The organism is Leptospira harrisiae, from assembly GCF_002811945.1.
Lineage (GTDB): Bacteria > Spirochaetota > Leptospiria > Leptospirales > Leptospiraceae > Leptospira_A > Leptospira_A harrisiae.
This window is the reverse complement of the sequence record NZ_NPDX01000008.1, coordinates 55,624-82,149: the sequence shown is the minus strand read 5'-3', so window position 1 is coordinate 82,149 and position 26,526 is coordinate 55,624. Positions and strand designations below refer to the sequence as shown.

General features: G+C 35.1%; 17 protein-coding genes. 9 read left to right on the top strand and 8 right to left on the bottom strand.

What is annotated here, in order from left to right; all coding sequences use genetic code 11:
- Nucleotides 1-429: 429 nt before the first annotated feature.
- Both CH364_RS18495 and CH364_RS18490 read right to left on the bottom strand, forming a co-directional pair.
- Nucleotides 430-789 carry a DUF5615 family PIN-like protein gene (locus tag CH364_RS18495; RefSeq protein ID WP_100745196.1) on the bottom strand — a complete coding sequence of 120 codons (360 nt, stop codon included), beginning with the start codon at nucleotides 787-789 and terminating at the stop codon, nucleotides 430-432.
- Entirely contained in the window at nucleotides 786-1,022 is a 237-nt protein-coding gene (locus CH364_RS18490; protein WP_100745195.1) for a DUF433 domain-containing protein, read from the bottom strand. The genes CH364_RS18495 and CH364_RS18490 overlap by 4 nt, the downstream gene beginning before the upstream one ends.
- A 427-nt stretch (nucleotides 1,023-1,449) precedes the next feature.
- On the opposite strand from CH364_RS18490, the gene CH364_RS18485 reads away from it, so the two are divergent.
- Nucleotides 1,450-2,115, top strand: a complete 666-nt coding sequence (locus CH364_RS18485) for a hypothetical protein (protein WP_100745194.1) — start codon at nucleotides 1,450-1,452, stop codon at nucleotides 2,113-2,115.
- 167 nt (nucleotides 2,116-2,282) lie between these two features.
- On the opposite strand, the gene CH364_RS18480 is transcribed toward CH364_RS18485, so the two are convergent.
- Nucleotides 2,283-2,711 carry a MarR family winged helix-turn-helix transcriptional regulator gene (locus tag CH364_RS18480; protein WP_100745193.1) on the bottom strand — a complete coding sequence of 143 codons (429 nt, stop codon included), beginning with the start codon at nucleotides 2,709-2,711 and terminating at the stop codon, nucleotides 2,283-2,285.
- Nucleotides 2,712-2,823: 112 nt separating this feature from the next.
- Between CH364_RS18480 and CH364_RS18475 the strand changes: the two genes are divergently transcribed.
- Together CH364_RS18475 and CH364_RS18470 are read left to right on the top strand one after the other, a co-directional pair.
- Nucleotides 2,824-3,609, top strand: a complete 786-nt coding sequence (locus CH364_RS18475) for a hypothetical protein (protein ID WP_100745192.1) — start codon at nucleotides 2,824-2,826, stop codon at nucleotides 3,607-3,609.
- Nucleotides 3,610-3,642: 33 nt separating this feature from the next.
- Nucleotides 3,643-4,275, top strand: a complete 633-nt coding sequence (locus CH364_RS18470) for a class I SAM-dependent methyltransferase (RefSeq protein ID WP_100745191.1) — start codon at nucleotides 3,643-3,645, stop codon at nucleotides 4,273-4,275.
- Between the two features lie 31 nt (nucleotides 4,276-4,306).
- Here the strand turns inward: CH364_RS18470 and CH364_RS18465 are convergent, their stop codons facing one another.
- From CH364_RS18465 to CH364_RS18455, 3 genes are read right to left on the bottom strand one after another with little or no spacing between them, the layout of a single operon-like run.
- The gene (locus tag CH364_RS18465; RefSeq protein ID WP_100745190.1) at nucleotides 4,307-6,589 is read right to left on the bottom strand and encodes a transglycosylase domain-containing protein; all 2,283 of its coding nucleotides are present in this window, start codon (nucleotides 6,587-6,589) and stop codon (nucleotides 4,307-4,309) included.
- A 14-nt stretch (nucleotides 6,590-6,603) separates the two neighbouring features.
- On the bottom strand, nucleotides 6,604-7,821 hold the full coding sequence (locus CH364_RS18460; protein ID WP_243401452.1) for an SH3 domain-containing protein: 1,218 nt from the start codon (nucleotides 7,819-7,821) through the stop codon (nucleotides 6,604-6,606).
- A gap of 24 nt (nucleotides 7,822-7,845) precedes the next feature.
- Entirely contained in the window at nucleotides 7,846-8,829 is a 984-nt protein-coding gene (locus tag CH364_RS18455) for an NADase-type glycan-binding domain-containing protein (RefSeq protein ID WP_100745188.1), read from the bottom strand.
- 826 nt (nucleotides 8,830-9,655) lie between these two features.
- On the opposite strand from CH364_RS18455, the gene CH364_RS18445 reads away from it, so the two are divergent.
- Together CH364_RS18445 and CH364_RS18440 are read left to right on the top strand one after the other, a co-directional pair.
- Entirely contained in the window at nucleotides 9,656-10,624 is a 969-nt protein-coding gene (locus CH364_RS18445) for a hypothetical protein (RefSeq protein WP_100745120.1), read from the top strand.
- Nucleotides 10,621-13,992 (top strand): hypothetical protein, encoded by a 3,372-nt coding sequence (locus CH364_RS18440; RefSeq protein ID WP_100745119.1) that lies wholly within the window; start codon nucleotides 10,621-10,623, stop codon nucleotides 13,990-13,992. The genes CH364_RS18445 and CH364_RS18440 overlap by 4 nt, the downstream gene beginning before the upstream one ends.
- Nucleotides 13,993-14,014: 22 nt before the next feature.
- On the opposite strand, the gene CH364_RS18435 is transcribed toward CH364_RS18440, so the two are convergent.
- Entirely contained in the window at nucleotides 14,015-15,100 is a 1,086-nt protein-coding gene (locus tag CH364_RS18435; RefSeq protein WP_100745118.1) for a helix-turn-helix domain-containing protein, read from the bottom strand.
- 169 nt (nucleotides 15,101-15,269) lie between these two features.
- Here CH364_RS18435 and CH364_RS18430 point away from each other — a divergent pair, with 169 nt between their 5' ends.
- From CH364_RS18430 to recD, 4 genes are all read left to right on the top strand, one after another.
- Nucleotides 15,270-16,991, top strand: coding sequence for an alpha/beta fold hydrolase (locus CH364_RS18430; protein ID WP_100745117.1), 1,722 nt, complete (start codon nucleotides 15,270-15,272; stop codon nucleotides 16,989-16,991).
- A 276-nt stretch (nucleotides 16,992-17,267) separates the two neighbouring features.
- Complete coding sequence (locus CH364_RS18420; RefSeq protein ID WP_100745116.1) at nucleotides 17,268-20,576, top strand: exodeoxyribonuclease V subunit gamma; 3,309 nt, start codon at nucleotides 17,268-17,270, stop codon at nucleotides 20,574-20,576.
- Nucleotides 20,577-24,188: a UvrD-helicase domain-containing protein gene (locus CH364_RS18415; protein ID WP_100745115.1), complete on the top strand. Its 3,612-nt coding sequence runs from the start codon at nucleotides 20,577-20,579 to the stop codon at nucleotides 24,186-24,188.
- Entirely contained in the window at nucleotides 24,185-25,981 is a 1,797-nt protein-coding gene (gene recD / locus CH364_RS18410) for an exodeoxyribonuclease V subunit alpha (protein WP_100745114.1), read from the top strand. The genes CH364_RS18415 and recD overlap by 4 nt, the downstream gene beginning before the upstream one ends.
- Here recD and CH364_RS18405 read toward each other — a convergent pair.
- A complete protein-coding gene (locus tag CH364_RS18405) occupies nucleotides 25,978-26,493 on the bottom strand; it encodes a nucleoside 2-deoxyribosyltransferase (protein ID WP_100745113.1) in 516 nt (171 codons plus the stop codon). The two genes, recD and CH364_RS18405, sit on opposite strands and share 4 nt — an antisense overlap.
- Nucleotides 26,494-26,526: the final 33 nt, after the last annotated feature.

The following is a 26,526-nucleotide window of genomic DNA, read 5'->3' as shown; positions in this document are numbered from 1 at the left end:
TAAATCTGACAAGAAACTTCACTGACTTAGTGTAGCCAATAATCGGCTATATTGTCAATACTTTTTATGTTTAGTTTTTAAAGCGTTCTATCTGCAAATAACTGTTAAGAATCCTCCAACCAACCCCCTGCGCCAGCGATAGAAGCGGAAATCCTTTCCGTAAACTGAATTATTTTAGTCAACTAACAGATCGGAAAGATTGGAGCGAATAGCGCGGTCGTTACAGAATCAAATGCCAATCAACTAACGGATTCGAGGCGCCCAAAGAAACATTCATCCATTCTTTTCTTAACCAAGTGAAGAGGTCGTCACGGTGGCGTGGCCAAGGATGGCCTAAGCTCGCCAGTCGGAACAGGAAGTTCCGCTGGCAGGAGTGGGGGATAGTGAACTCGTCTTGTGAAAACTCTAATCATTTAAGCCTATGTTAGATTACTTATCTGAGTGTATGATCAAACCTTCATTTGAAATTTCTATCCAATTTTCGTGATTAAACTCTTCAACGATGATTGAAAGGAATTGATCAAATAACATTAGTAGTTCTCTATTTTTGATGTTACCGGTAGTGATAATTAGTAATCTCGCGGGATTTTTTCTTAATAGAAATGAATCTAAAAAATCAAAATCTTTCGTAACGAGAATATATTGATTTGAGTCACAATATTTAACAATTTCGGAATCGCTAGTCTTGTTTCCATTAGGAAGATCCTCAACATGGAGGGCCTCAATTTTTTTCTTTTTAAAAAGTTCAACTAGAGATCTTGGTAGTTGAGCATCTATGAAAAACTTCATGCAGAGGCTTTATAGATTGACTTCACTTTTATAAGTTGAGATGCAAATTCTAAACAGGCAAGAATGTCCTCTCTTTCGATATTTGGGTAGTCATCGATAATTTCAGCCTGAGTCATTCCGGAAGATAATAGATCTAAAACCAACTCAACTGTATACCTCTGGTTTCTAATACTAGGTTTTCCGTGACAGATATCGGGATTTATAGTAATGCGATTTATCAAACCAGAGTGCATAAACAAATTTTGAGTAAAAAAACTAATTCTGTCAAGATAAATCTTGATTCTTACCAATCCCTGCGCCAGCGATAGTAGCGGAAATCCTTTCCATGAACTGAATTATTTTGGCCAACAAACCGATCGGAAAGATTGGAGCGAATAGCGTGGTCGTTCTAGAATTAAATGCCAATCAACTAACGGATTCGAGGCGCCCAAATAAACAATCATCCATCCATTTTTTCCTTAACCAAGTGAAGTTAGTTGTTTATCTATTTTGATCGGAATTACTGTCCGTCGCAGCTATAATTTATAATCTTACTTCTCGAAGCTAAAACTAGATTGGGAATTCTAGTTGCATGGGAGATTGCCTTAGAAAAATAAATTTGATTCAAGTTTTCAACAATATTCTCTTTGACTATTTATAGAAATATTGTGATTTAATCCTATGCGCATTTTAAGCAACTCGTTATCGTTTAAAAAAGTTCTACAACTCATACTCATATTATTACTAACAAATCATTGTACAAAGTATTATGTCTACCCAAACCATCCATCCGATCCGCAGCCAATCGACACTTCGAAATTAGGAGAATTAAGAATTTCTAATTTTCTAATTCTTAGTATCGATGGTAAAGACTTCAAGGAGAATCTTCAGGATTATGGATTCTCTCTTGGGATCATTGGAATAGGAAAAGTAGACGGGAAGTCACAGTTCTATATGACTCCCGGAAAACATGTTTTCCGTTTATCATACTTTGCAGTCAGAATTCATAATTACGCAAAAAATCGAGTGATTGATACCTACACCTCAATGGAGCCGGCTCTGTTGGAAATAGATATAAATGAAGGGCAACGGGTATGCATTTGTTTCCAGAATCTAACTCAAGAAAGCACAGGTGAATTTTCTATCTTTGCGGAAGCGAGAGAATACCTCGATGAAAAAGACTTTCAACCGCCAGTTTATATTCCGTATGCTTCACAGCTAAATTTTTTACCAGCTGACTGTGGTGGCGGGAAAGGTGAAAATGCAAAATTAGTGGGCAGATCAGAGAAAATGTTTATTAACAAATCTATCGATTCGAGAAACAAAGCAAACATTGTCACTTATTAAACCTCCGTTTACCACAGTTCATTCGCTAGAAAGGATGCTTGAACTTTTAAGTAGATTTATACGTGATGCATTGAGGGACTTCCCATAATTGATCTTATGTCACATAACAAGCGATACTTGGTTGTATAGAAGGCACATAGGTAACACTTTAGATCTAATATATACTCTCAGCTTCCTGCATTCACCTTTTCTAAAAGAGAAATCAGTAATCTGCGTTCTTCAAAAGAAGTATATTTATAAATTTTGGTAAACATTTTCCTTGATGAACGAACGATTGCGAGCCGAGCAATCTTTCCCTTTTCGGTAAGAATGATTTCAGTTTTTCGAGAATCATTTATATTTTTTCTACGTTCTAAGTAGCCATTTACTTCTAACTTTTTAACTATCTGCGTAACGGTAGAAGGATCTCTATATACTTGCTGCGAAATTGAAGTCATTGTTTGAGGGACTTTATTATGTAAAGCGCACAACACTGCACCTTGGGAAGGTGTTATATCGGTATATCCTTCCTTTTTATAACTAGAAGTTAGATTTACAAATATCCTATCAGAAATTCCAGACAATAAATGCATAATTTTTTCAGGTTGTGCACTCATTCATTATAACTCCAAAAAAAATACTTTGTACCCAAAGCAATTATGAACTAGCCGAATCTTGCCTTAGATCAAATGCCTTGACCTTTACAATTTATACTTTAAACAAATATTTATGAAAGATACTCCTTCCAGTCTTAACAATCAAAGTATTCAAATCAATGAAAAATATTGTGGTCCTCCGATGAGTGGAAACGGAGGTTATATCGCCGGGATTACAGCAAACCAGATCCAAAACAATGCTTCCGTTATAAAAATTAAATCACCCGCACCATTAAACCAGCCATTATATTTCGTAAAAGATCCAAGTATAAACAAAATAAAATTATTAGATATAGATAATAATGTCATCATTGCTGAAGGACAGGAAGATAACGATTTTTATCTTCCTTTTCCAAAATTTGATAATAAATCTATTGAGGAGATTAGGAAACCAATTCATGAATATTTAGGATTTCAAAAACATCCATTCTCCACTTGTTTTGTTTGTGGTCCTGAACGCGAACATGAAGACGGAATGCGAATTTTCCCTGCAAAAATTTCAGATCAAACTGGATTCGCATATCTTCATGGAGCAATTTGGAACCCTTGGAAAAAATTGGGAGATACGAATGATAAGATTCTTAATGAAATTGTTTGGGCAGCATTAGATTGTCCAGGTGGATTTGCAGTTTCTTTTGTTGATCCTATTATGATTGTGCTAGTAAAACTTAGAGCAAGAATCAATGAAAATATTTCAGTAAACGACACTTATGCCATTCAAGCTTGGGAAATCGGAAGGAACCGAAGACAAAGAATTGCAGGTACTGCTATTTATCGTTTGAGTGATTTTAAATGTGTTGCCTACTCTGAAGCATACTGGATGATTCCGGGAAATTGGAATTCAGAAAATCATAAATAACCTATAATTCTATTCAGAAGGAGATTCATCATCATGTGTACTCAAAAAATTTCAAAATTGAGCTTAGTGAATGCTTATTTTTTCCACTATCTACAAAGATATATGCACTATAAATATCGAAATATAAAATATAATATTTATGCAAATCTGCCTAATACAATTGTAGAGTTAGGACCTGGTGTGGGTTCTAATATGAGATATTATAAGCAGAATACGACTTTACTTGCAATTGAACCAAACTTAGGAATGCATCATTTACTTCAAAAATCTGCACAAAAGTACAAGGTCAACTTGGAGATTTTGAATTTATATGCTGACAAATTACCATTTGCAAATTCTACCATTGATACTATAGTTTGTAGTTTAGTACTTTGTACAGTTGAAGATCCAATTCTTGTTTTAAATGAAATTAAACGAGTTTTAAAACCTGGTGGTAAATTTATTTTCCTGGAACATGTAGAGGCAAATAAGGGAACACTTCTTAAATGGATACAAGACAAATTGCATTATCCTTGGCATTGGTTTTTTGAAGGGTGCAATTTAAATAGAGATACGTATAATACATTAATCGATGCTGGTTTTTCAAATCTCAAAATTGAAAAACTTTCCTTAAAAACTATATTTTTCCCAATAAGACCGCATATCTATGGGATAGCATCCAAATAGAAATCCAAAAATTGAATGATATGATTTAACTTTAACCTTTAGGTTTCTCTGTAGGTGTTGTATAAAATTTCTCTTCATTCGGAATCGAATCTTCTCGATCCTTGTCGTAAGGAACCGTTTCATCCGCAGGTTCCTTCTCTCCTTCCGCAGACGGTAGATCCCATGAAGAGTTTGTTGGAACTTCCATATCTTCAGGTTGCGGTACAAAATCTAAATTAAATTTTCGATTTTTATCATTTGGATGAATTGCATTTTGCGCATATTGTGCCCAAGTAGATGCTGCCATTGAAGAGCCTGAGCCCGGGATAGGGACTCCTTTTTCATGCCCAAACCAAACAACCGTTATTTCCTCTGGAGTGATTCCCACAAACCAAATATCTCGAGCTCCTTTTAGTTTTTTAAAATTTGCATTATCATTTTCAACGGTTCCTGATTTCCCAGCGATGTCAAAATTCAAAAACTTCGAATTTTGTTTTTGTTTTTTCCCAATCCAAGAGGCAGTACCACCACTAGCAAACACTGATTTTAAAAAATGAATGATGGTAGATGTATTTTTAGAATTAAATAGTTTTTTATGACTGCTTGAACTAGAGTTAGACTCAAAAATCACATCCTCATTGAGGACAATTTTTCTAATGATGGTTTCTTCGATAATTTCACCACCGTTCACAATTTCAGAATAGAGAATGGCGACTTCTAGAGGCGAAAAATCAGCGGATCCTAAAGCCAATGTTAAATCTTTTGGAAATCTATCTTTTTCAGAGTAAGATAAATTTAAACCATTCGCCAGATAATCAACGTAATTAGAAATTCCTAAATCTTTTAAAACCGTAACTGCGACTGTATTTACGGATTGTTGTAATGCTTGTTCAATGGTAATATCGCCAAGATACTTTCCATACCAATTTTTAGGTTTATATCCCGATATATTGATTGGCTCATCCTTTAGAATTGTGTTGGGTTCGATAGTGCCTTCCTCTAGAGCAGCACAATACAAAAATCCTTTTAAAGCAGAGCCAACTTGGCGTCTCATATAAAAAGTGCGTATCATATTGCGATAATAATCTCCGTTTTTGATTCCACCGGAAACTGCCAACACATCACCAGTGAAAGGATGGATTGAAAATATCACCCCATTGATACCTGAGGCATAATTTTTACTTTCATTATAACTGAATGTCGCTTGGTTACGAAAGTTCCATCTTAAGGATTCTATATCTGCATTTAAAACGTTTGTAGATGTTTTTTGTTTTAGAATATCGATTGTTGTATATACTTTTATATTTGCTTCTGATTCATGAAACCCTTCTATTGTCTCATTCAAATGCTTTAATACATATTCATTAATTTCAGGTGCATCATTTACTTGGAACAAACGATTTGTTCCATTTTTTGCAATGGTACCGTGGGGATTGTCTTCATCGTTCTCTTTGATTTGATAGAAAACTCTGAATTCATTTAGATTCTTCTGAGCTTTTTTTTCGGTGAGGACTTCAATATCAACCAGAGCCATCATTACAGCTTTTTGTTTTTTAAATGCAACTTCTGGATTGCGAATGGGATTGTATAGAGAAGGTGCCGGTAATAAACCCACAAGTAAACTTGCTTCTGCATAAGTAAGTTTAGTCACTGATTTATTGAAATAATATCTAGCTGCCTCTTCTACACCATACGAATTTTGCCCGAAATAAGCCTTATTCATATAGAGACAAATGATTTCGGATTTTCCAAGAATCGATTCTAAATACAAGGCAACTATTGTTTCATAAATCTTTCTGTTAATTGAATTACGAGTTTTATCAGTAAATAAATTACGAGCAAGTTGTTGAGAAATGGTTCCTCCACCTTGCCTAATCCTAAATGATAATAAATTCTGAATGAATGCTCTAAGCACTCCCTTGATTGAGAATCCGGAATGTGTCAAAAATTCCCTGTCTTCGGAGGCAATTAATGTTTGTTGAAACACTTTTGCTTCATTACATTGTTTTGCCGATAATGTAAGTGAAACGCCCGAGTTATATTTACCTATGACATTTTGATTTCGATCAAAAATCAATACGAGCTGCTTAGGTACCATAGCAGTACTACCGTTTTTTGTTAATGCAGTTTGTAGCTGTTCTAAGTCATGAGTGATCGATTTTTTATGATAAAAAAATACAGCAGTTTGATAACATGTGAGTAGGAAGAGAAAAAATACAGAAAAAATAAATCCGCGAATCAGATAACGACGAATTTGGTTTTTTTTATCTTTTAAAAATGTTAGGAATACATTGGAATACCTTCGAACAATCTGTACTAAGGTATTCCAATTCACGAAACGAAAAAACCCTAATCGTGGTAACTCAAACCATCTGCACCAGAACTGGTCCAAATGACTTTATCCATTGGGTTTACTGCAATCGCATTGATCTTGTTACTTGCAAGACCATTGTCTGTTTTGTAAGTAACCCATGAAATACCATTGTCAGTAGAAATATTTAAACCGTTATCGGTTCCAATAATCACTCGGTTTCCATCCATGTAGATATCTTTCACAACAGATTTGCCACCAACACCTATCCATTTCGACAGGTTTTTAGTGTTGCTTTTGCTAACGCCAAGGTTGGTTCCCACAAAAAGATTTCCATCAGAAGTGACACCAATTGAATTGATAGAATCACCCATATTGGGTTCTCCTTTACCAATTCGATTCCAAGATACTTTTTTTCCACCAAACACAGTGTTCCCTTCGACAAATGCATACAAACCATCTGCAGTTCCAGCGAACACTTTTCCATCTTCACTAACAGCCACAGAAAGGATTTGTTTATCTAATTCTTCACCGTTAACGTCATAGGTCCAAGTTTGTCCACCGTCTTTGGTTTGGGAAATTCCTTTATCGGTTGCAACGATGACACTTCCATCTTTTGCAAATGCTAAGTCGTAAACATTGTTAGAACGTAGGCCTTGTGCAGTACTAAACTGAGCCCATGAACGACCCACATTGGCAGTTTTCCAAATTCCGCCACCTGTGTCACCACTCGCAGCTACCCAAATTTCTCTATTGATGAGAATGAGTTTGTTGATGACTCCAATATTGTTTCCAAGTGCTTGAGGAACTAATTTTCTCCAAGTTTTGCCTCTATCGGAACTTATGTGGATATTACCTTTTTCTGTTGCGGCAACAATCTCACCAGTGTTAGAGACAACGATACCTGAAAACTTTTGACCACCACCTGGATTTAAAGTTTTCCAACGAAGTCCGCCTTCGAGATTCATTTCAAAACTTATAAAACCACCAAAAACCCAACCTGATTTTTTCTTACCAAGATTGATTTTATACCAATAATCGGTGATATCTTCTTCTACACTTTGGTTGGTTGATCTATCGATCACATCGACCTGATCCCCTCTCTTCAAAGTTGCAATCACATCGCCACCAGATGCAGCAATGTTACGGACATTCAATGCGCCCGCTGTAACTTTCGCAGGACCTGGCTGAAAACCAGGGTCTGCAAAAAGAGAAACACTCATTATGAAGCTCATAAGAGCGATAGTAAATTTCATAGTATCTCGGTTCATAATTTAACTTTAATTTGCGTCAGTGCCTTCGTAACTTTCTTCAGGTTCACTTGAATATGTTTTTTCTGAACCTGTAAGTTTGATTTCACTTAGACAAGTGTCTGTAATTTTTCCTTTGTGAATTTTAGTAATTACAAATTTAAAACTACTTCCTTCTAAATCTACAGTTTTTGGTTGGAAATCAAAAACATCGTCATTAAAATCCAATGTTTCAGTTTTTCCATAAGATGCTTCTACTTTGATCGAAGCGATACGGTTGTTGTTTTTGTAACTTTCTTCACTTTTTGCAAGTCCATTCACCAAACTAATTTCTGTTAGTTTTATTGTATTAGGAAAAGACACTGTAAGTGATTCGCCAACACCATCATCACCTGTTTTCCCTTCACACCAACCAGTTTGGAATTTACCATCAAATGCATTTCGCGGATCGTAATCTAATTCTTTTCCTTCTGTTTGAATGTATTGCGAAGATGCAGTAACAGTCGCTGCTCCTAAACCTGCAATACTAATTGTTTTCACAACAGTTTCGCCATCACCTAAATCAGTTTTAAGGATATAAGATTTTTTTCCAGGAAATTGGATTAAAGTGAAGTTATCAGCTTCTTCGATCACAAAAACAACTAAACCTGCTTTTACTTTTCCAGATTTTTCACTTTTTTCATTTGGACGAAGATATAAATCAGCATCACGAATTACTGTTGCGGATTTCAATTCACCTTCGTAAAGATTTTTTTCTTCTAACCAACCTTTGGTGCTAACACCTTTGATCTCAACTAAGTTGAATTTTACACCATTGAAGTCTTTTTCTTCTAACAATGTAACGTATTCACCTCGTTTCACTTTTCCTTCCGGAGTTAAAATAGGTTTTTTTTCACCTGGGTTTTCAATTAGAAATGCGTCCGAAAGGACGGTTTTGCTTTTTTTGCAATTCACTGCAAAAAGTGAAACCAAACATAGAAGCATTATTACTTTTATGAAACGAGATTTAATCATTAGGTACTCCAAAATTATATACGTAGTTAGCCATGCTAAGCTAGGGCAAATCCTCTATTCAATATTGGCTTTTGTAAAGAAAAAACTCTTCCATAAACAGGGATTTTTTTGACAGCACCAAAGAAGGAAGGTTAGTTTTTACAACCGGAACAGTCGTTACGAGGTCAAAGGGTCTCACAATCGGCAGATCCTGCTTCGGCGGGGTGGGTAGTAAAATCCACCACAATCCATCCTCCCTTCTCGTTCTGTCCTCAAAACCCAATACAGGGAAATCGCTAATTGTTAGGTTCCTACTTAAATAGAAGTTTCGAATGAGTTTATAGAAAAAAATGGTAATATACCAAACCTTCCATTCCTAAAATGAACCGACTACCCTACTTTCGAAGTTCAATTAACTTTAATTTTGCGAATGTCCAACTTCCCCTTCCTTCTTTAATTATTAATTTTTCTTTGGACTTTACAATTTTTGAAATGATAGCCTCTTTTTTCTTTTTTACGTAAATTCAGAAGATACAATTAAACTTTTTTTATTCAAAAAATTTTAAAGACAAAGATTATTTAATCATCAAATTATTTTGTCACCATAACAACTGTAACTTAAAGTTTTCCCATAAAATTTTATAATTAATTTTTAATATGTATTAAAGAATTCTTTGATACATATTAAATTGCTTAGGTACATTCTCAATGATAAGAATTTTTAGACGAATGTGTTTCCTTGTAGTGATATTCATGGCTTTTATATTCAAAAATGCTAAAATAAAAAATAAATTGCCTAATCAAATACAGTTTTCAATTTGCATTCAAAGTTTTTTAAAAAATTAAGATGTTAGAAATTAAAACTATTATAACCAACGACATAAAAAAAGAATCAATCATAACCGGCTTTGAAAGAACACTCTTTGAACGAGATTGTTTCGGCAATCTTTGGATTGGTTCTTGGAACCAAAGTCCTATCCTTTATAGAAATGATGGGAAACAAATTACACGTTTTGAATTTCCTATTGGATATTACTTAGCGAGTGATAATCCTTTTGATTCCAATCTTGAGTGGATCTTGTTTAGTTCTTCTAACTCAATTTTATACTTTAAGGATGATGTGTTTTTTAGCGTTCCATCTCCAAAATTGGCAAACACGGCACCATTCCAAATTTTAAATATTGGCAAGTATACGTATGTGATTTTTGCCAATACGAGTGGAAGAAGACTGGTTCATCGCTGGGATGGAACCATTTGGGAAACGTTAAATTGTAATTTGGACTTTTTAAATCTCAGTCTTCTAAAACAAGTAGGGAAAAACAGAATCCTAGTTACGGAAAACAATTCAGAGATTGCGTATATCCTCGATTTGGATGGGAAGTTGGTTTCAGAATTTTCAACAAGTGCCGCACCAATGAAAGTGAAAGTGGATTCCAAAAAGATTTTTTTATATTCAGATTCAAAATTAGAAGTCCGCAATCCAGATGGCGAATTAAAAAGTATACTTGATTTGTATGATGATACAATGAAATCCTATTTTGGATCTTATCTGGAATTTATCGATTTATGTATTGAAGATGAATCCAATCTCATCTTACTTCTGAAGGAAAGAAATAAAAAACCTGGCAAAAAACATTTATTGAATTTTAACTTAGACACTTTGACTCTAACTCCTCATCCACTTTACGATAAACTAACACCTGAAATGAACATACTACAATTTGAAATTGATAATTCAGGAGAATTCTGGTTTAAAATTTTTGGGAACCATTATTCAGAATCATTTTTGACATTTAATCCGGTACTAGCTTTATGAAACAACCAACTACACCCCAATTTCAAAAAACAGATTTTTACCATGGGAACTTAAAAGAAATCATCATTGATCGTATGTTAGTATTTCAATCTTTGAGAGATAGATTTCAAAAGGAAGTTGAAAGAACCAAAACCAAACTAGATCAAAATTTTCTAAACGAATTCGAGTCCATGTATGGGTTTAAACCTGGTAAAGAAATTTTAGAATGGGAAAACCTAAAAAAAGGGTACAAATCCATTATGTACGAAATTGCAGATGTTTGGAATATGATCGACCATCACTCTGCTGAAGAAGAATTGGAAGAAAACGAAGATGGAGGTTTTGATTATGCAATTTCTTCTATCGAACGATTGGTAAAAATTAAAGATCCAGAAGAATTACTTTCATGGTTGGTTGGATCTTACAGTGGACTGATGTTTTTATTGAATGGTTCATATGCTTTTGCTTCCGATGGAGGTGGCGACACATCTTGGATCAACCTATTGCCAAACGAAAATGAATCTATTGAAGTAAATCATTATAACCATGAAATCGGTGAACTTGAAAACCTTCCGTATTATTCGATATCCCACTTTATTTTAGATAACTGGAATAATGAATCAAATGATGGTTATGAAGACGAGGAGGAAGAAGAGTTCGATGACGAAAGCTCCCACAACAAATCAAAAGAACCAATCCTCCTCTCTCAAATCAAAGATAGTGTAATAAAGGCATTTGAAAAAAAAGCCACCCTACTTTACGAAAAAAAACCTATCTATCAAAATTCTTTAGATATGTTTGAAAGATCGGCATGGTTGTTAGGACACAGTTATGGAGATCCAGCTTATGCATTTACTGAAAAATTAGCAGATGCCCCTTCTTATGTTATTTGGGAAGAAGAAAAATCAGAGATCAAAACATATCCGAACTTAGCTGCTTATTGGATATTACATCATTTTTACTTAAAAAACGATGAAGCATGTAGAGAAACCATCAAACTTGCTAGTAAATCCAAAGGGAAAATCATAGTCACTCTAAGTCGTCACATACTCGATTATTTAGATGGTAAATCAAAAACACTTTTCAAAATCAAATCTGAAAACGTAGAAAAGATTCGAACACAAACATTTTCCAATGCAGATCCAAAACAAATCGAACCTAAAAATCTAAAATTATATAACGATAGTTTAGGAATTTCCAATTTAAAAACAATTCCTAAAAAAGAATTGGATTCCAGATTAAAAACTAATGTGGATTTATTCCAATTAATGGAAGAATTCCCTGATGATGTGACAACACATGATTTCATTCTTAAAGAAATATCAAAAAAAGACATTAACCTCAAAAAGCTGATCGATGATTACTTTCGGGAACGTAACGATAGTGCATACAATACTTGGCCCTACAATCTGGATAAATTAGACAAACGACTCTCCGTTGCCATCAATGCCGCCTTCCGACAAGGATTGAAGTATGACGCAGATAATAAAAAAGCCTATTGCGGAATTACAAAAACCATCGGCATGTTAGATGATGATCGTTCGATGGTATCACTAAGAGAAGCAGTTCATAAACTCAAACAAGATGATCCAAGAATGGAGTATGTTATAGAAGCTTTGATTAAAAGTGATCATATTGAAGCAAGTTCCATTTTGGCAGACGCTGCGTGGAGAACATTTGAAACCCTAGATAATATAAAAGACATTCGAGAAAAGGTTCAAAAAGAAGGACCTACCTTGAACAATATGTTCAAGGTGTACACCCACTTAAACGAGGCTCTACAAGAACGAATTCTTGCTTTAGATGAAGTCTCCGTGCAACTCATTCAGAAATTATTTGAATATAAAGACCAATTTGGATATTTCGGGATGAGTGTGGGGAATGCATTTTCTGTCTGTGCTCACTTAAATAGAATCGAACACATAGAAACAATTGCAAACTACGTTAGACAAAGCTCTAAAATAAAAGGAAGGGATCGAAGTTCCTATTTAGATTTAAGTTCAATCATCAATACATCGGAAGCGGCACTTGCCTGGGCAAAAATGGAACCGGAAAAGGCAAAAGAGGAGTTACACGAATATTATATAAAAATGGATGATTCTTCTTCACCTGGAATTGCCATTGATCTTAAGGCCTGTTATGTGGCGGGCTTACTTTTGTTAGAGCCAGAAAACCAGGAGTATTTGACTTTTGCAGAACGAATCCTTGGAAATAAAGGGGACCAAGTGCGAGTGTATGGAATCATTCGTTGGATCAGAAAACAAAAGGTTCAGAAGTTTAAAGAACAACTTTGGTATCATATTTATGCAGATCCGGATCCGATGGTTGATTATTCTTGGAGTTATATTGAAGTGGAGGCAAGACGCGCTTGGATCACAGTTTATGGAGAAGATGCACCAGAATTTGACGGAACTGATAAATATGCTTCATCACTTGCAAAAAATAAATCGAAGTTACCCGAAGCAATCCTACACCCCGAAAAATACAGCACACAACATGTGTTCGAGAAAATTAGAGAATCAAAATACAAACATGAAGATGTAGTTCGGATCGGTGGACCTTGGCTTGTAGAGTCCTTACGATATTCCTTGGATGAATACAAATATTCAGGTTCATATGATAGATGGGAAGCCATCAAAACGTTATTTTTTCAAGGTCGCGAAGTGTATCCATATTTCTTAGAGATTTTCCATCTTCCATATGTTGCACCTTCATGGAAAACCTATCTCTTACAGTTTATGAGAGTGATGGAACCTGAATCATTAAAATGGAAAAAGGTTCTGACAATGGATCAAAGTGAAATCAAACCATTACTTGAAAATCTAAACCCCGATTGGTATGTATGGACTGATTTACTTGCCGCCAAACTTTTTTTGTTAGATGGAGAATCTTCATTTGATACAATTTCAGAAACCATCACAAAACGATTGGCTATGACAAACCATGAATCTTATGATTCTAGTATTTATGAAGAAGCGTTGGGACTTCGATTGCCACTACTCTGGAGGTGGTTGGGAAAAAAGGGAGATGACCTAATCCAAAAACATTGGAAAGAATCCAAACCAAATTCCGAAACACGTACTATGTTGGATATGGCAGCCAGACGGAAGTTAAATGATAAAATACCGGAAATGCCAAAAATGGAAGAACCAGGTATACTTCTCACTTTTTATCCCGAAGAACGAGAATACGGCTGGCATACATGGATTCATATGACTCCTGATGTGGTTCGATTTGGAACCAATGAATTTCATTTACATTCGGTATTACCAGATTCTAAAACAGAATCGAGTATCACTTCTGCTGGAGACCATTTAGAAATGATTTGGAAAATGGCAAATATTCTAGGTTATACGGTATCAAAGAAAAAACCAAAAGGAAAGAAGTAAATTAGGGAATTCTTAAAACCAACTACCCTTTCCCCACCGACTTTGCATATTCACTTGGGGATACTTTTTTGAAGGCTTTAAAAGCTAAATTGAAATTGGCTTTAGAATTAAAACCAACTTGGTAAGCAAGAGATAACAAGTTGGCTTTTGGCTCTTCCTTCAGGAGACGACAAACTTCAGAAATACGACATTCGTTGATCAAACGATTGAAATTAATCCCCAGATAAGCGTTGATGTATTCGCTGAGTTGGTAATCTTTGATCCCTAACTTTTCTGCAAGTGAAGCCAAACTCAAATCTTCTTCCCGATAAATACATTCCACTTTCAAATAATAATCCAAATCTTTTTGGAGTTTTTCCAAATCCAAATTTAGGATCCGAGAAGTTCGATAAGACTGACGAAGTTCTGGTAATAGATCCTTAAACAACTGATGATTGATCTCTGTTCCAATAAAAGCGACTACTGCCATAAGCGTTGCCAGTCCCGCTGTAAAATAAATTCCTGTATGCCAACGAAAGAATGTACTAATGAAAATAAAACTAGCAAAAGTAATATTGCCTTTCAAAATCATTCCTAATACCTGCACCCCTAACTTAGCTTCTTTATTAGGATTACGATAAAGAATCATTCTATATTGATAAATCATCCAAAGAAAAGTACCAACCCAGTAGATACATCCAATCGCAGAAATCATTTCTGGTATTGAAAAGTGAGCTCCCGCAAAACTTTGGTTCATGGATTGCGAAAGAAGATGTGGAGCCTTCCATTGACAAAGAAGAAGGAGAATAACCACAAAAAAAGTTGGATACAATCGTTTCAACCCAGCGAGTGGAACAGGTTCTAAACTTAGGAATTGTTCGATAGTGTACTGCATACTTCCGGGGATCAAAAAAATGATGGGAACATAACCATGATTCAAAAGGGAAGTTTCGAATTCATAACCAACATACAGACGATAGGCGTAAATAATTAAAATCCCACCTGAAAAGGCGGCAATCATAGCAAAAGGGAAACCTTTGGAACCCTTTTCTTTCACCAAGATACCGATTCCTAATATAAAATGGTACCAAGCCCCAAATTGAAGCCATGAACCGAAAAACTCAAACATACTGCAAAATTCGGACGAAATGCACGCTTACGTCAACCTTTTGCATCCCTTTTGTACCTAGAATTGGTACAAAATCATGATATTAGACCTAAAAAATCGTCCAAAATCGCCATCTTGGACGCCATTTGAACGCAATCATGGTAAATTTGAGTCAATTCAGAGGCGAATTATGAAAAAGCAAAAAATCATTCGTCTGCTTTTGCCACTTGGGATCTTTCTCGTGGTGGCATGCGGACAAAACGGAAACCGAAACTCAAAAGACAACGCAGCCGTACTAGCAGTGTTAAATGGAACAAACTCCAGCACTTCGGCAACTCCAGAAGCTCTACAACTGAGCAATGCAGCGAATGCAAAAGACATTCAGTCTGCGTTTGCAAAAGAAAACGATGGAAGCTTTACATTCAATGACAACATTTCGTTTCTAAGTAACGATGGAGTCAAAATTACCGGAAACCTATTCATTCCAAAATCAGGAACAGGCCCCTTCCCTGCTGTGATTTTTGTTAATAGTTGGGCTCTCAACGAATACGAATACATTGTGCCAGCTGCGAAACTTGCAAAAAAAGGGTACGTAGTGTTCAGTTACAATACTAGAGGATTCGGAACTTCTGGAGGTCTGATCAACGTAGCAGGTCCAAAAGATATGGAAGACCTATCCAAAGGAATTGATTTCCTTTTGGCAAATGCTCCCGTGAATCAGGCTAACATTGGTATTGCTGGAATTTCTTATGGTGCAGGGATTTCACTCCTTGGATTAAGCAAAGAACCTAGAATTAAAACTGCAGTTGCCATGAGTGGATGGGGAAGTTTACCGGACTCATTGTATGGAAATCAAACTCCAAGACTTGTATGGGGTCTACTTTTAGTCACGGCAGGTTATATTACAGGAAGAATGGATCCCGTTATTGCAGAAAATTTTGGGAAACTTTTAGACACAAGAGATGTGGCAACTGTATTAGCATGGGCAAGTGAAAGGTCACCAAACAGTGCTGTTGCGGCATTGAATGCAGCAGGAAAACCTGTCTACATTTCAAATAACTCACAAGACAACCTATTCCAACCAAATCAAATCCTTCCTTACTTTGAACAATTAACAGTTCCCAAAAAATTAGATTTGAACAACGGAATCCATGCCACAGCAGAAATTGGTGGGGTTCTTGGAATTGAAAACTATGTTTGGACAAACGCATATGATTGGTTTGATTATTGGTTAAAAGGAATCCAAAATGGGATTATGACGAAACCAAAGGTTTCCATTCAAAAAAGGTTTTCTACATCCAGAGTCACTTACTCTTCCTGGCCTAACCCAAATAAAGTCGAAAGAACTTATCACTTAAGACCGATGGGACTCCTCACGCCAGGCAAAATCACAACCACTGCCAACACAACGAATGGAAATGATACTATCCTTTCTGGTGGAACAAGTGCGACAACAGGTGTTCCCCTTCTCTCAGAAATCTTAGATGGCGCTGTCTCTGTACCTGTCACAACTAATGTCAATTTGATTGACCGAACCAATGCAATGGTTTATATTTCTGACCAAATCACAACTCCTCTCAAACTCAGAGGTAGAACATTCTATAAAGGCAAAATAAATAGTTCTGACAATGCCCCTCATGTTGTTGTGTATTTGTATGAAGTTGATTTTTGGGGAACAGGAAAGTTGATCACACACGGAACAGCTACCTTATTTGGAGTCAAAGGAAAAGACACAGACCTAAATGTCGACCTTCAAGCAGTGGCACATGATTTCCCTGCAGGCAGTCGCTTGGCACTTGCGATCGACAATATTGACCCAATGTATGCAGTTCCAAAACCTGTGGCACTCTATACAACAACTTTCAAACACAGCACATCCACTGCATCCACACTTCGATTTGAAAGCGAATAAAAATAAAACTTACTGATAAACATATCAGTTGCAACTGGGAGAGGAATTCCTCTCCCTTTTCTTTTACAAGAATCTTTTTCTTTTCCCAAACTAACAGATAACGAAAACCTACGCGCCCCGGATAGAAGCGGAAATCCTTTCGCAGAGCGAAAGATTGGAGCGGATAGCCGGAAATGGCGCCCACCCATTTATTTTTCTCTTTCTCAAATAGATTAGAATGGACTTTGATCGTTGCAAGATTAGACTCAGTTTGAATTACAAAAAAAGGGAAACCCGTTGCCGATACATTACTACGCAGGTCTTCATCTGGAAGAAATTACCATTGAACTTGGGAAACGGATTACAGAAGACCAAAAAGTAAACCCTCTCAAACGACCACTGGTTGTGGTTCCAAATCAAAACCTTATCCCTTGGTTGCGATTAAACTTACCAAAATTTGATCCGTCTCATCTTTCATTAAACATAGAATTTACATTTTTAGAAAAGGCAATTTTAAAAATTATATTCAATATTAAGAATATACAAATATACGAAGAAGACTCTCTTTTATACCAATATGAAGCGGTCAAACGAGATTGTTTTGCGCTACTCTATCAAAAACAGGATACACTGTTAAAAAAATTTCCAGAGATCCAAACCTATTTAGAAGAAATTCCGAAAATGTACTACCTGGCCGATGTTTTGACAAGGTATTTCAAAGACTATGAATTAAATCGAGAAAATTGGATTAAGGATTGGCTCGGGTTAGAAACAAAAAACATACCAAATGAAATTAACAAAGACCCCTATTGGGAGTTAGAAAAAAATATTTATACAGAGATTTATAAAGACAAAACAAAACCCAAGAACCTATTCCACTATCTGGAAGAAGGGAAAAGTTTGCCACTCGATGGCGACTTACACTTATTTTGTTTATCAAACCTCTCTGGAACATACATTGATTTTTTGAAAGAAGCTGCAGAACCTCAAAATTCTCAATTAAATGTTCATATCTATCAATTCCATAATGGCAAAACCATTGGAAAAAATCCCGAAAAAACTAAGAACTTTTTATCCAAATATTCAAAACCACAATCTTTTTTAGCAAAAGAATTTTCAAAAGACCAATACGCAAAGCAGAAATCTAAATTTGTTAGTGGCGGGATGTTATCAAAATTAAAAGCAATTTTATTAGAAGAAACATTCAAAGAAGAAAATTATTTGGAAGACCAAACTGTTAGAGTTTGGAATGCACCTTCCGTATACCGGGAAGTAGAATCCATAGTCCATGACATATTAAATAAAATCAATTTAAGCAATGGCAAACTCAACTTACTTGATTTTGCTATTTTAGTTCCAAATATGAACGAATACAGATCTGCCGTCGAATGGGTGTTTGATGGAGGGATTTACCTTACGGATAAAAAAGAAAATTTACCAAAACTAATTAAAATACCTTATTCCATTACTGATTTAGTCGCAAAAGATACCTCCGAACTTTATTTGGCATTGTCTACTTTGTTTCGCTGTATCAAAAATGATCGTTTTGAAAAAGAAGATATTTTTACTTTATTCAAAAACCAACTCATCACTGGGCCAAACGAATTCAGCGATGAAGAGTCTTCTTTGAAGGTTTTGGAATTAATCGATTCATTAGGTTCCATTTATGAAGAAGAAAAAGAATACAATCCTTATACAATTTCTTTTGGTCTGAAAAGAGCTGTAGTCTCCATGATAGCTGATGAAGAAACTGCATGGACTGAAACACAAATTGTAACTAAATCGATATCTTCCGACAAAACAATCATTCAATTCGTAGAAATTTGGAATCGAATCAAAGAAATTCGCACAGAACTAAAAGAAAAAGTTTTAATTGCACCGAAATCAGAACGTTTCACAATCCTTGAAAACTTATTCCAAAAATTATTCTCATTCGAAGGAGAATTGGAGAGGGAACGCATTTATTTTAACCAATGGTTACGATCCATTCAATCTTGGTGTGAATCAGATTGGAAGGGTCCAAAAGATTTTTTAGAAATGATTTCTTTGCTGACAGAAGAAATTTTTTCAGACATTCCCATGCATAGAGGAAATTATTTAACAGAAGGTGTTACAGTCTCCCTTTTACAACCAATGCGCCCCATTCCTTTTTTGCATGTATACATTGCGGGTCTTGGTGAAGGAAAATTTCCTGGTTCCGTTGATCGATCAAGATTTAATTTAAGAAGGTATGATTCAAAACCTTGGGACTTGAACCGGAGAGAAATCCAAGAATCACTCTTCTGGGAATCCATATTATCTGCAGGTGAAAACATTACTTTTTCTTATGTTGGCAAAAACACACTGGAAGATAAAGAATTTGAGCCATGTTCTACTTTATTTGAAGTAATGACTGCCATGAACATCAAAAAAGCAATTGAACTGCCTCTAACATCGTATAGCCGATTCTATGATGAAAATTCCTTTCCCTCTTTTGACTATGTTCGAAATTTAGATCGGTTTCGAGAATCAGATGATGAATTACCAAATCCTAATTTTACCAATCCAGAAGATTTGATTTCAGAATCAAACTCTTCACAACCATCAAACGAACTTTCCGTACTACAACTTACGAATGGATTAAAAAATCCCATCTTAGGGTCCTTGTTAGAAAACATGGGAAGGATTTGGGAAGAGGAAGAAGATTCTACGGAAGAACCATTCCGATTGAATCAGTTAGAAATTTTTACAATTAAGTCTATTTTCATTCCAATGTTTACAGAATCTTTGGTGACTGAAAAGGAATGGACTTGGGACCGAAATAAAATCCAAACACATCTACAAGAATTCACTCTCAAAGCAGAACAAAATGCAGAGTTTCCTTATGGTGCATTTTATATTGTTTCTTCAGAAAAACTTTTGGATGAACTTGAAATGGTTTCCGAAAGGTTTTCTGTTGTCAAAGAAACCCTTTTCCAACCAGAAGATTCTTTGGTCTACAGAAAAGCAGTTTCAATTGGAGATACTGGCCTCAGGGATTGTAAAAAAATAAATTCGTATCCAATCACCGAATCTTTTACACTTGTTGGTGAATGGGAAAATCTAATTGAAAAAGAAGGAGTGTACTATTGGTTTTATAACGGTAGTCTCTACGACAAACCAAAATTACCAAATGAACATTTAAAAGATTATCTAGGGAAGATGGCATATGTTTTAATTAGCGCTTGTTTGTTTCGAGTGACAGGAAATCGATTGGTCATCATTCCAGCCAATGCAAAAGATTTCAAAAAAGATAGTTGGATTGATATGACACAACTTTCGGAAACAAATTGCAGAACATATTTGAATTCCGTATTCCAACTGGTTACAGAAGAAAAACCAAAGTACATACCAAATGCTGGTCTCAATTTATTTTTTGCAAAACATAACATAGAAGAAATAGAATCAAATTTAACAACGATAGACCAACTTTGGAATGAATTTTTATTAGAAGATTCAGAAACGGTATTAGAATTCGAAAATCGAATGATGAAACTTTCTCCCTACACCAAGGTTTTACTGGAACAATTTTCAATTCAGTCTGTAGTCGAGATTTTTCTGCCAATTTTAAAAAAGGGATTTTTTTAGATGGATCATCCCCTACTTCATAAACCAAAATTTATAGAAGCCTCTGCTGGAACGGGCAAAACTCACCTCATAATGGAAATGTTAGGTGAAATTATGAAATATGACGTTGAGAATCAAATTTCAGAAAACAGAATTCTTAATACTCTCATCCTCACTTTTACAGAAAAGGCTGCAGGAGAATTAAAAGCACGCCTAAAAGCAAAGATTTTAGACCTCTCAGAAAACGGATCAAAACCTGGTTTTTATAGGTACTTACGCGACTTAGACCAAGTCACAATCGCAACTATCCATGGGTTCTGTAATATGGTTCTAAAAGAATACCCTATTGAAACTCAAAACAATCCAAATGTTCGTTTAACAAGCACAGATGAAATTATAAATAAAAGTTTTTATCTTTTGAAACGAAACCATTGGGGAGGGAAAAAGTTCGATGAACTAGCAAAAGAACTAATCGATTCCAAAATCTTAGAAAAGGAAAAAAATATTACTTTTGCAGTTTCACAAATTCTATCTAACACAAAAAATTACCACTTCCCAAGAACCTTAACTTTAGAAAAGGTTATAGGTGCACCAAACATTGAAACTATCATCAAACATCTAACACAAACCATAGAGGCATTACAAAGCCCTCTTGGAGGAAAAATCCAATCTCAGGGGAACAAAGGTACAATTGATAAATGGATTGAAAATTGGATTTCACTTTCCAGCTTTCTTACTTCTATCAAAACAAAAGATTTTGAATTACTCAAAACAGAACTACAAAGAATCGATGGTTTCAAAAGAAGTTCCGAAGGGATCAACTACCAAGGGTTCTCCTATTTATTATTAGCTGGCAAAACAGTCGCAAAAAATCTAAATAACGAAGCAATAAACTTACAAACATCAATAGAAACTCTAATTTCTTTGTTAATTGAAACGTTTCCGATCGATCAAATTGATTTGAATGGAGAGTGGTTTTTGCAAGAAACTGCTCTCCGTTTAGTTGAAGATATAAAATCAGAATTAAAAACTGGCGATTCTTTGACCTATGATCAGATGATTTTGAAAGTACATGAAACACTTGTCACGTCACCAAACTTTTCATTGATCCAATCTTTAAAAGAAAGATACCAAATTTGTATCCTAGATGAATTCCAAGATACGGATAAAAACCAATACCAGATTTTCCGAACTCTATTTGTTGATCCCAAAGATAATACAAGGATGTTATTTTGTATTGGGGATCCAAAACAAAGTATTTATGGGTTTCGAGGTGCTGATATTGGAATATATTTGGAAGCAGCTTCAGACTTTTCCAAATCCAAAGGCAACCTAACAACAAATTATAGGTCTACAAAGGAAATCATTGAAGGACTAAATCTTCTTTTTTATAATAAGGAAAAGAATTTAGGTGAAACTAGTTTTTTCCCAATTGAGGAACCTGGCTCACAAAAGGAAGATTATCTTTACCATCCAGTAGCCCATCCTGATCCTGAAAATATAAAATACAAATATAACGATCCAAATGAATACGGAATTCATGTGATCCAATTTCAGGATCATATTCAAAACGTTAGTGTGGCAAGGAGTGCCTGGGCTGAGTCAATTAAAAACGAAATCCTATCCTTTCAACAAAACAAACAAGTTTTATCCTATAAAAAAATGGGAGCATCTTCTCTTCAAACGGTAAAACTAAAAGACATAGCAGTGTTGTGCGGAAGTAAAAAAGAAACAGAATTGATCGAAAGAACTCTTTCGAAAGTCGGTATCCCCTGCTCTATCTATAAACAAAGAGGGATTTTCCAATCAAGAGAAGCAGACCAAATTGAAAATTTACTAGAATGTTTAGCAGAATCAAATAGTTCCCGTTCTTATAAACGAATTTTATTCTCCGATCTTTTCGGAGTAAAACCAGAAGAGTTATCCAAATACAATGAACACTCGATAGACTCCTATGAAAAATCACTGATGGATGTATGGTTAAAACTCATTCGAGATAATCGTTATGCAGCTTTTTTTCGTTCTGTTTTGGATGAAACAAAAGTTCTTTGGAATCATGAATTAAAAAATTTAGAATGGGAACGAAAAAGAACAAACTACAGACAAATTTTCCAAAGATTACTTGAATTTCAAATTCGAACAAATGCAAACCTTACTGAATTACTTTTAGAACTGCGCAAACTAAAAAAAACAAAGTCTTCACCGGAAGAAGAACCACTTTTTGATCGAGAAACAGAAGATGATGCAGTTCAAATTTTAACCATCCATGCCTCCAAAGGTTTGGAATGGCCCGTAGTTTTTTTGTGTTATTTTGGAACCAGGCCACAAAGTATTTCTGACTATGAATACCCCACTCTCATTAATGGATCAGAAACCAAAGAAAGAAAGTGGATTCTTAGTCTTTGGGATTCAAAACAAGGAAAACAAAATGAGTTCAAACATTTCCTAAACGAACAAAAACGTTTGTTGTATGTTGCCTTAACAAGGCCTAACCTTAGATTGTATTTACCTAAGTTATCCTGGGGCAAAGATTCCATTCAAAAATCTGGATATGGCAATATTCTATTAACCGAATTACAAAGAATCCAAGATTTAGTTCTAAACCAATCTTTGTCTCAAAATAGTTTTCTTTTTAGAAATCAAATTCAAATAGAAACCACTGAAAATAATATTTCACAGATTCAAACCAAACCGATTCAAAAGAGAAAAACAAACCCAGCAATTCTTCCAATTGAAGTAAAGGCTGGAAGGATTTTGTTGCAACATAGTTATACAAGTTTACAAAGTTCACAAACACAAGTGGTAAAAACAAACGAAGAAACTCAAAAAGAAATTGAAGAACCACTTGAATCTGAACTTTACCAAACAAAATCCAAACTTCCATCTAGCTCAAAAATTGGCAATTTTTTACACCGTATTCTTGAGTTATGCGATTTTTCAATTTTCAAATTACCAACAAATGAAATTTCCAAACATCCTTCATGGGTTTGGGCGTATTCTCAATCCTTAAGGCAATATCCAATTAAAATACAACAAACATCCGAAGAAACTTTAGAAAACATCGTTTTAGATCTTTTGAAACAAGCAATGACTGCAGAGATAACTTTAGCAGATGGAACTTCATTTGTATTGAGTGAGTTAAAACCTGAAGAAAAATCTTCCGAATTAAAATTTCATTTATATGTACAAAAAATGTTAGAAAAATCCGGAGCTCCATTGACGCCAGGATTTGAAAACTATCTAAAAGGTGCCATTGATTTAGTTTTTTGCAAAAACGGTAATTACTACATTGCCGATTACAAATCGAATCTTTTGCCAAACGATCTTTATGATACCAATGCAGTCACCACAGCAGTCATTGAAAAAGGTTATATGATCCAAAAATCAGTATACGCACTAATTCTTTTTGATTACCTATCTTCCCTTTATGGAGATGAACTTGCTTTGGAACGTTTCGGCGGTGTATATTATTTATTTTTACGTGGTATGGGGATCGCAAAAAATGCAGGTATCTATTCTGACTTAAAATCAACTAAAAACCAATGGACACTTGAAACATTTAGTGGAATCCGTAAAGAAATTTTATCTTATATCCAAGAAGCGTCCGTTAGTTTAGAGAAGTATTATTTATGAATCATACTGAATCTTCATATTTAGAAATAGCAAAAGAAGTCATCCATAACTTTCCACATTTATCAAATGAACACGAAGAGTTAATAACGAATTTAATTGAAGCAACACAAAACGGTGACCTTTATCTTTCTGTAACGAATCATAAATCAATTGAAAATTTTGAAAACAAATTCCCTTTTCAATTAGAAATCGCTGAAAAAGAAACTAGACTGTACTTTCAAAAAACATACAAAGAAAAAAAAAGATTCGAAACAAATATCAAAAACCTAGTTTCTGTTCGATCAGAAAATAATCATACAATTCTCGACAAAAAAGATGAGATTGATTTCATCATAGCCGACTTAGAAAAAAAATTTTGTAGTCCACTCGCGAAAGAGCAAAAACAAGCGGTAGTCGAATCTGTTACTTCGTCCTTTCGAATCATTGCAGGGGGGCCAGGAACAGGAAAAACTACAGTGGTCTCTTTCATCTTGCAGCTATTAAACGAGCTCAACGAACTTCCAATCTCAAACCGAATTGCACTTGTAGCCCCAACCGGAAGAGCAGCGCAAAGACTCACGGAATCTATTCAGAAAAACTTAAATTACTTTCCAAATTCAACGGGAATCGTTTCTTCACTTCGCGGACAAACCATCCACAACCTTTTGAAAATTTTTCCCGGTGTGACAAAACCTTACTATGGCGAAAAAAGATATCTACCATATGATCTTATCATTATGGATGAAACTTCTATGGTAGACATGGAATTAATGAACTTATTCCTTGAATCAGTAGGAGAAAAAGCAACTATAATATTGTTAGGTGACAAAAACCAATTGCCATCGGTAGGCCAAGGAGAAGTTTTATCTGATCTTTTGCAGAAATTTACAAAACAAGGAAAATTCATTTCCGAATTAAAAACAAACCATAGGTCTTCTGCATCTTCAGAATTTAGCCAATTTGCCGAGCTAGTGAAACAATCATTCGATCTCCCCAATTTTAAACCAAACTTTCCTAATCCAAAAATTTCCGAACCAACGGAGAACAAAGAAAACCAAGACTTTATTTGGTTACAAAATGAAAAACCGAAACAAGAAGATGCCGTTCCATTTAAAGATTGGAAACAAAATGACCTCATTCATTTTTTATGGACAGATTTATTTTTACCTACAGCAAGTAAGGCAACTGCATTCAATTGGAAAAAAGAAGACCTAAATAAAGCAGAAAACAAAGATACCTTAGACGAAATGATATCAGAATATCGATGCTTAACTATCTTGAGAAATGGTTATTATGGAATTGAGTCGATTCAAAATCGAATCCTTGATTTAGCAAAAAAACATTTAACATCTGCTCATTCGAACACAAAGAATATAGAATACCGTCATCTAGCAAAATCATTTTACTTTGAAGGAATGCCAATCATCATCAAAAGAAATGATCAAATTCGAAAACTGTTTAATGGAGACATTGGTCTTGTTTTAAAAATTGATTCCGAATTGAGAGCAGTCTTTCCAATTGAGAACCGATTGTATTCTTTTGCTTTGGACACTTTGCCTGAACATGAACCTGCTTTTTTTCTTACCATTCACAAAAGCCAAGGATCCGAATACAATACCATCCTACTCTATTTGCCTCCCATCTCATCTTACCAATCCGAAAACCTAAAAGAAGTACCCATTCTCAATCGCAGGATATTGTACACAGCGGTAACAAGAGCGAAAAAGAAAGTAATCCTAATGGGAGATTTTTCAACCTGGAATTTGGGATTAGAAACATATCGAAAACGCAATACGGGTTTTAATCTATCCTAATCTTTGATCAGCTCCAACACCTTCTCTAAATTACCAAGTACCAAACTACCGCCAGAATCCAAAATAGAAAATTCCAACATCAAGTTAATACTATTTCCAAAGTCTTCATTCACTAAATACCCATCTTGATCAATCGAATAACCAGAGATATGTGCTATCGTTGGGATTTTTGATGAAACAATTTCAGGTAAACTCCGATTATCATTTAAATATCCAAAAATTCGTTTTCCTTTTCCATAGGCGTATCCAATCTCAAAAGCAGTTCCGTCATCCACACAAGCTCCACGGAATGGATTACAATTTGCGATCACTAAATCCGATCTTTGTATGAGAGAAACATTCTCTTTAAAAATTTGTTTCGCTTTTGTTAGTTTGGTTTGTTCAGTCACTTCACCATCGAAAGGAGTGAGAGCATAAAACCCGAATGATTCACAAAGTTTTTTTGCAGAGGCAAGAACCTCTAAAGCATTTGGTAAAAAAACTTCTGGCCCTGCAAGATAAATTGTTTGCATATTGAATTCTACCAAAAACCAGAAAAAGATTTA

Bases quoted from the DNA above. Each gene is read 5' to 3' on its own strand.
- CH364_RS18495 (WP_100745196.1), bottom strand. From the start codon at position 789: ATGAAGTTTTTCATAGATGCTCAACTACCAAGATCTCTAGTTGAACTT.
- CH364_RS18490 (WP_100745195.1), bottom strand. From the start codon at position 1,022: ATGCACTCTGGTTTGATAAATCGCATTACTATAAATCCCGATATCTGT.
- CH364_RS18485 (WP_100745194.1), top strand. From the start codon at position 1,450: ATGCGCATTTTAAGCAACTCGTTATCGTTTAAAAAAGTTCTACAACTC.
- CH364_RS18480 (WP_100745193.1), bottom strand. From the start codon at position 2,711: ATGAGTGCACAACCTGAAAAAATTATGCATTTATTGTCTGGAATTTCT.
- CH364_RS18475 (WP_100745192.1), top strand. From the start codon at position 2,824: ATGAAAGATACTCCTTCCAGTCTTAACAATCAAAGTATTCAAATCAAT.
- CH364_RS18470 (WP_100745191.1), top strand. From the start codon at position 3,643: ATGTGTACTCAAAAAATTTCAAAATTGAGCTTAGTGAATGCTTATTTT.
- CH364_RS18460 (WP_243401452.1), bottom strand. From the start codon at position 7,821: ATGAAATTTACTATCGCTCTTATGAGCTTCATAATGAGTGTTTCTCTT.
- CH364_RS18455 (WP_100745188.1), bottom strand. From the start codon at position 8,829: ATGATTAAATCTCGTTTCATAAAAGTAATAATGCTTCTATGTTTGGTT.
- CH364_RS18445 (WP_100745120.1), top strand. From the start codon at position 9,656: ATGTTAGAAATTAAAACTATTATAACCAACGACATAAAAAAAGAATCA.
- CH364_RS18440 (WP_100745119.1), top strand. From the start codon at position 10,621: ATGAAACAACCAACTACACCCCAATTTCAAAAAACAGATTTTTACCAT.
- CH364_RS18435 (WP_100745118.1), bottom strand. From the start codon at position 15,100: ATGTTTGAGTTTTTCGGTTCATGGCTTCAATTTGGGGCTTGGTACCAT.
- CH364_RS18430 (WP_100745117.1), top strand. From the start codon at position 15,270: ATGAAAAAGCAAAAAATCATTCGTCTGCTTTTGCCACTTGGGATCTTT.
- CH364_RS18415 (WP_100745115.1), top strand. From the start codon at position 20,577: ATGGATCATCCCCTACTTCATAAACCAAAATTTATAGAAGCCTCTGCT.
- recD (WP_100745114.1), top strand. From the start codon at position 24,185: ATGAATCATACTGAATCTTCATATTTAGAAATAGCAAAAGAAGTCATC.
- CH364_RS18405 (WP_100745113.1), bottom strand. From the start codon at position 26,493: ATGCAAACAATTTATCTTGCAGGGCCAGAAGTTTTTTTACCAAATGCT.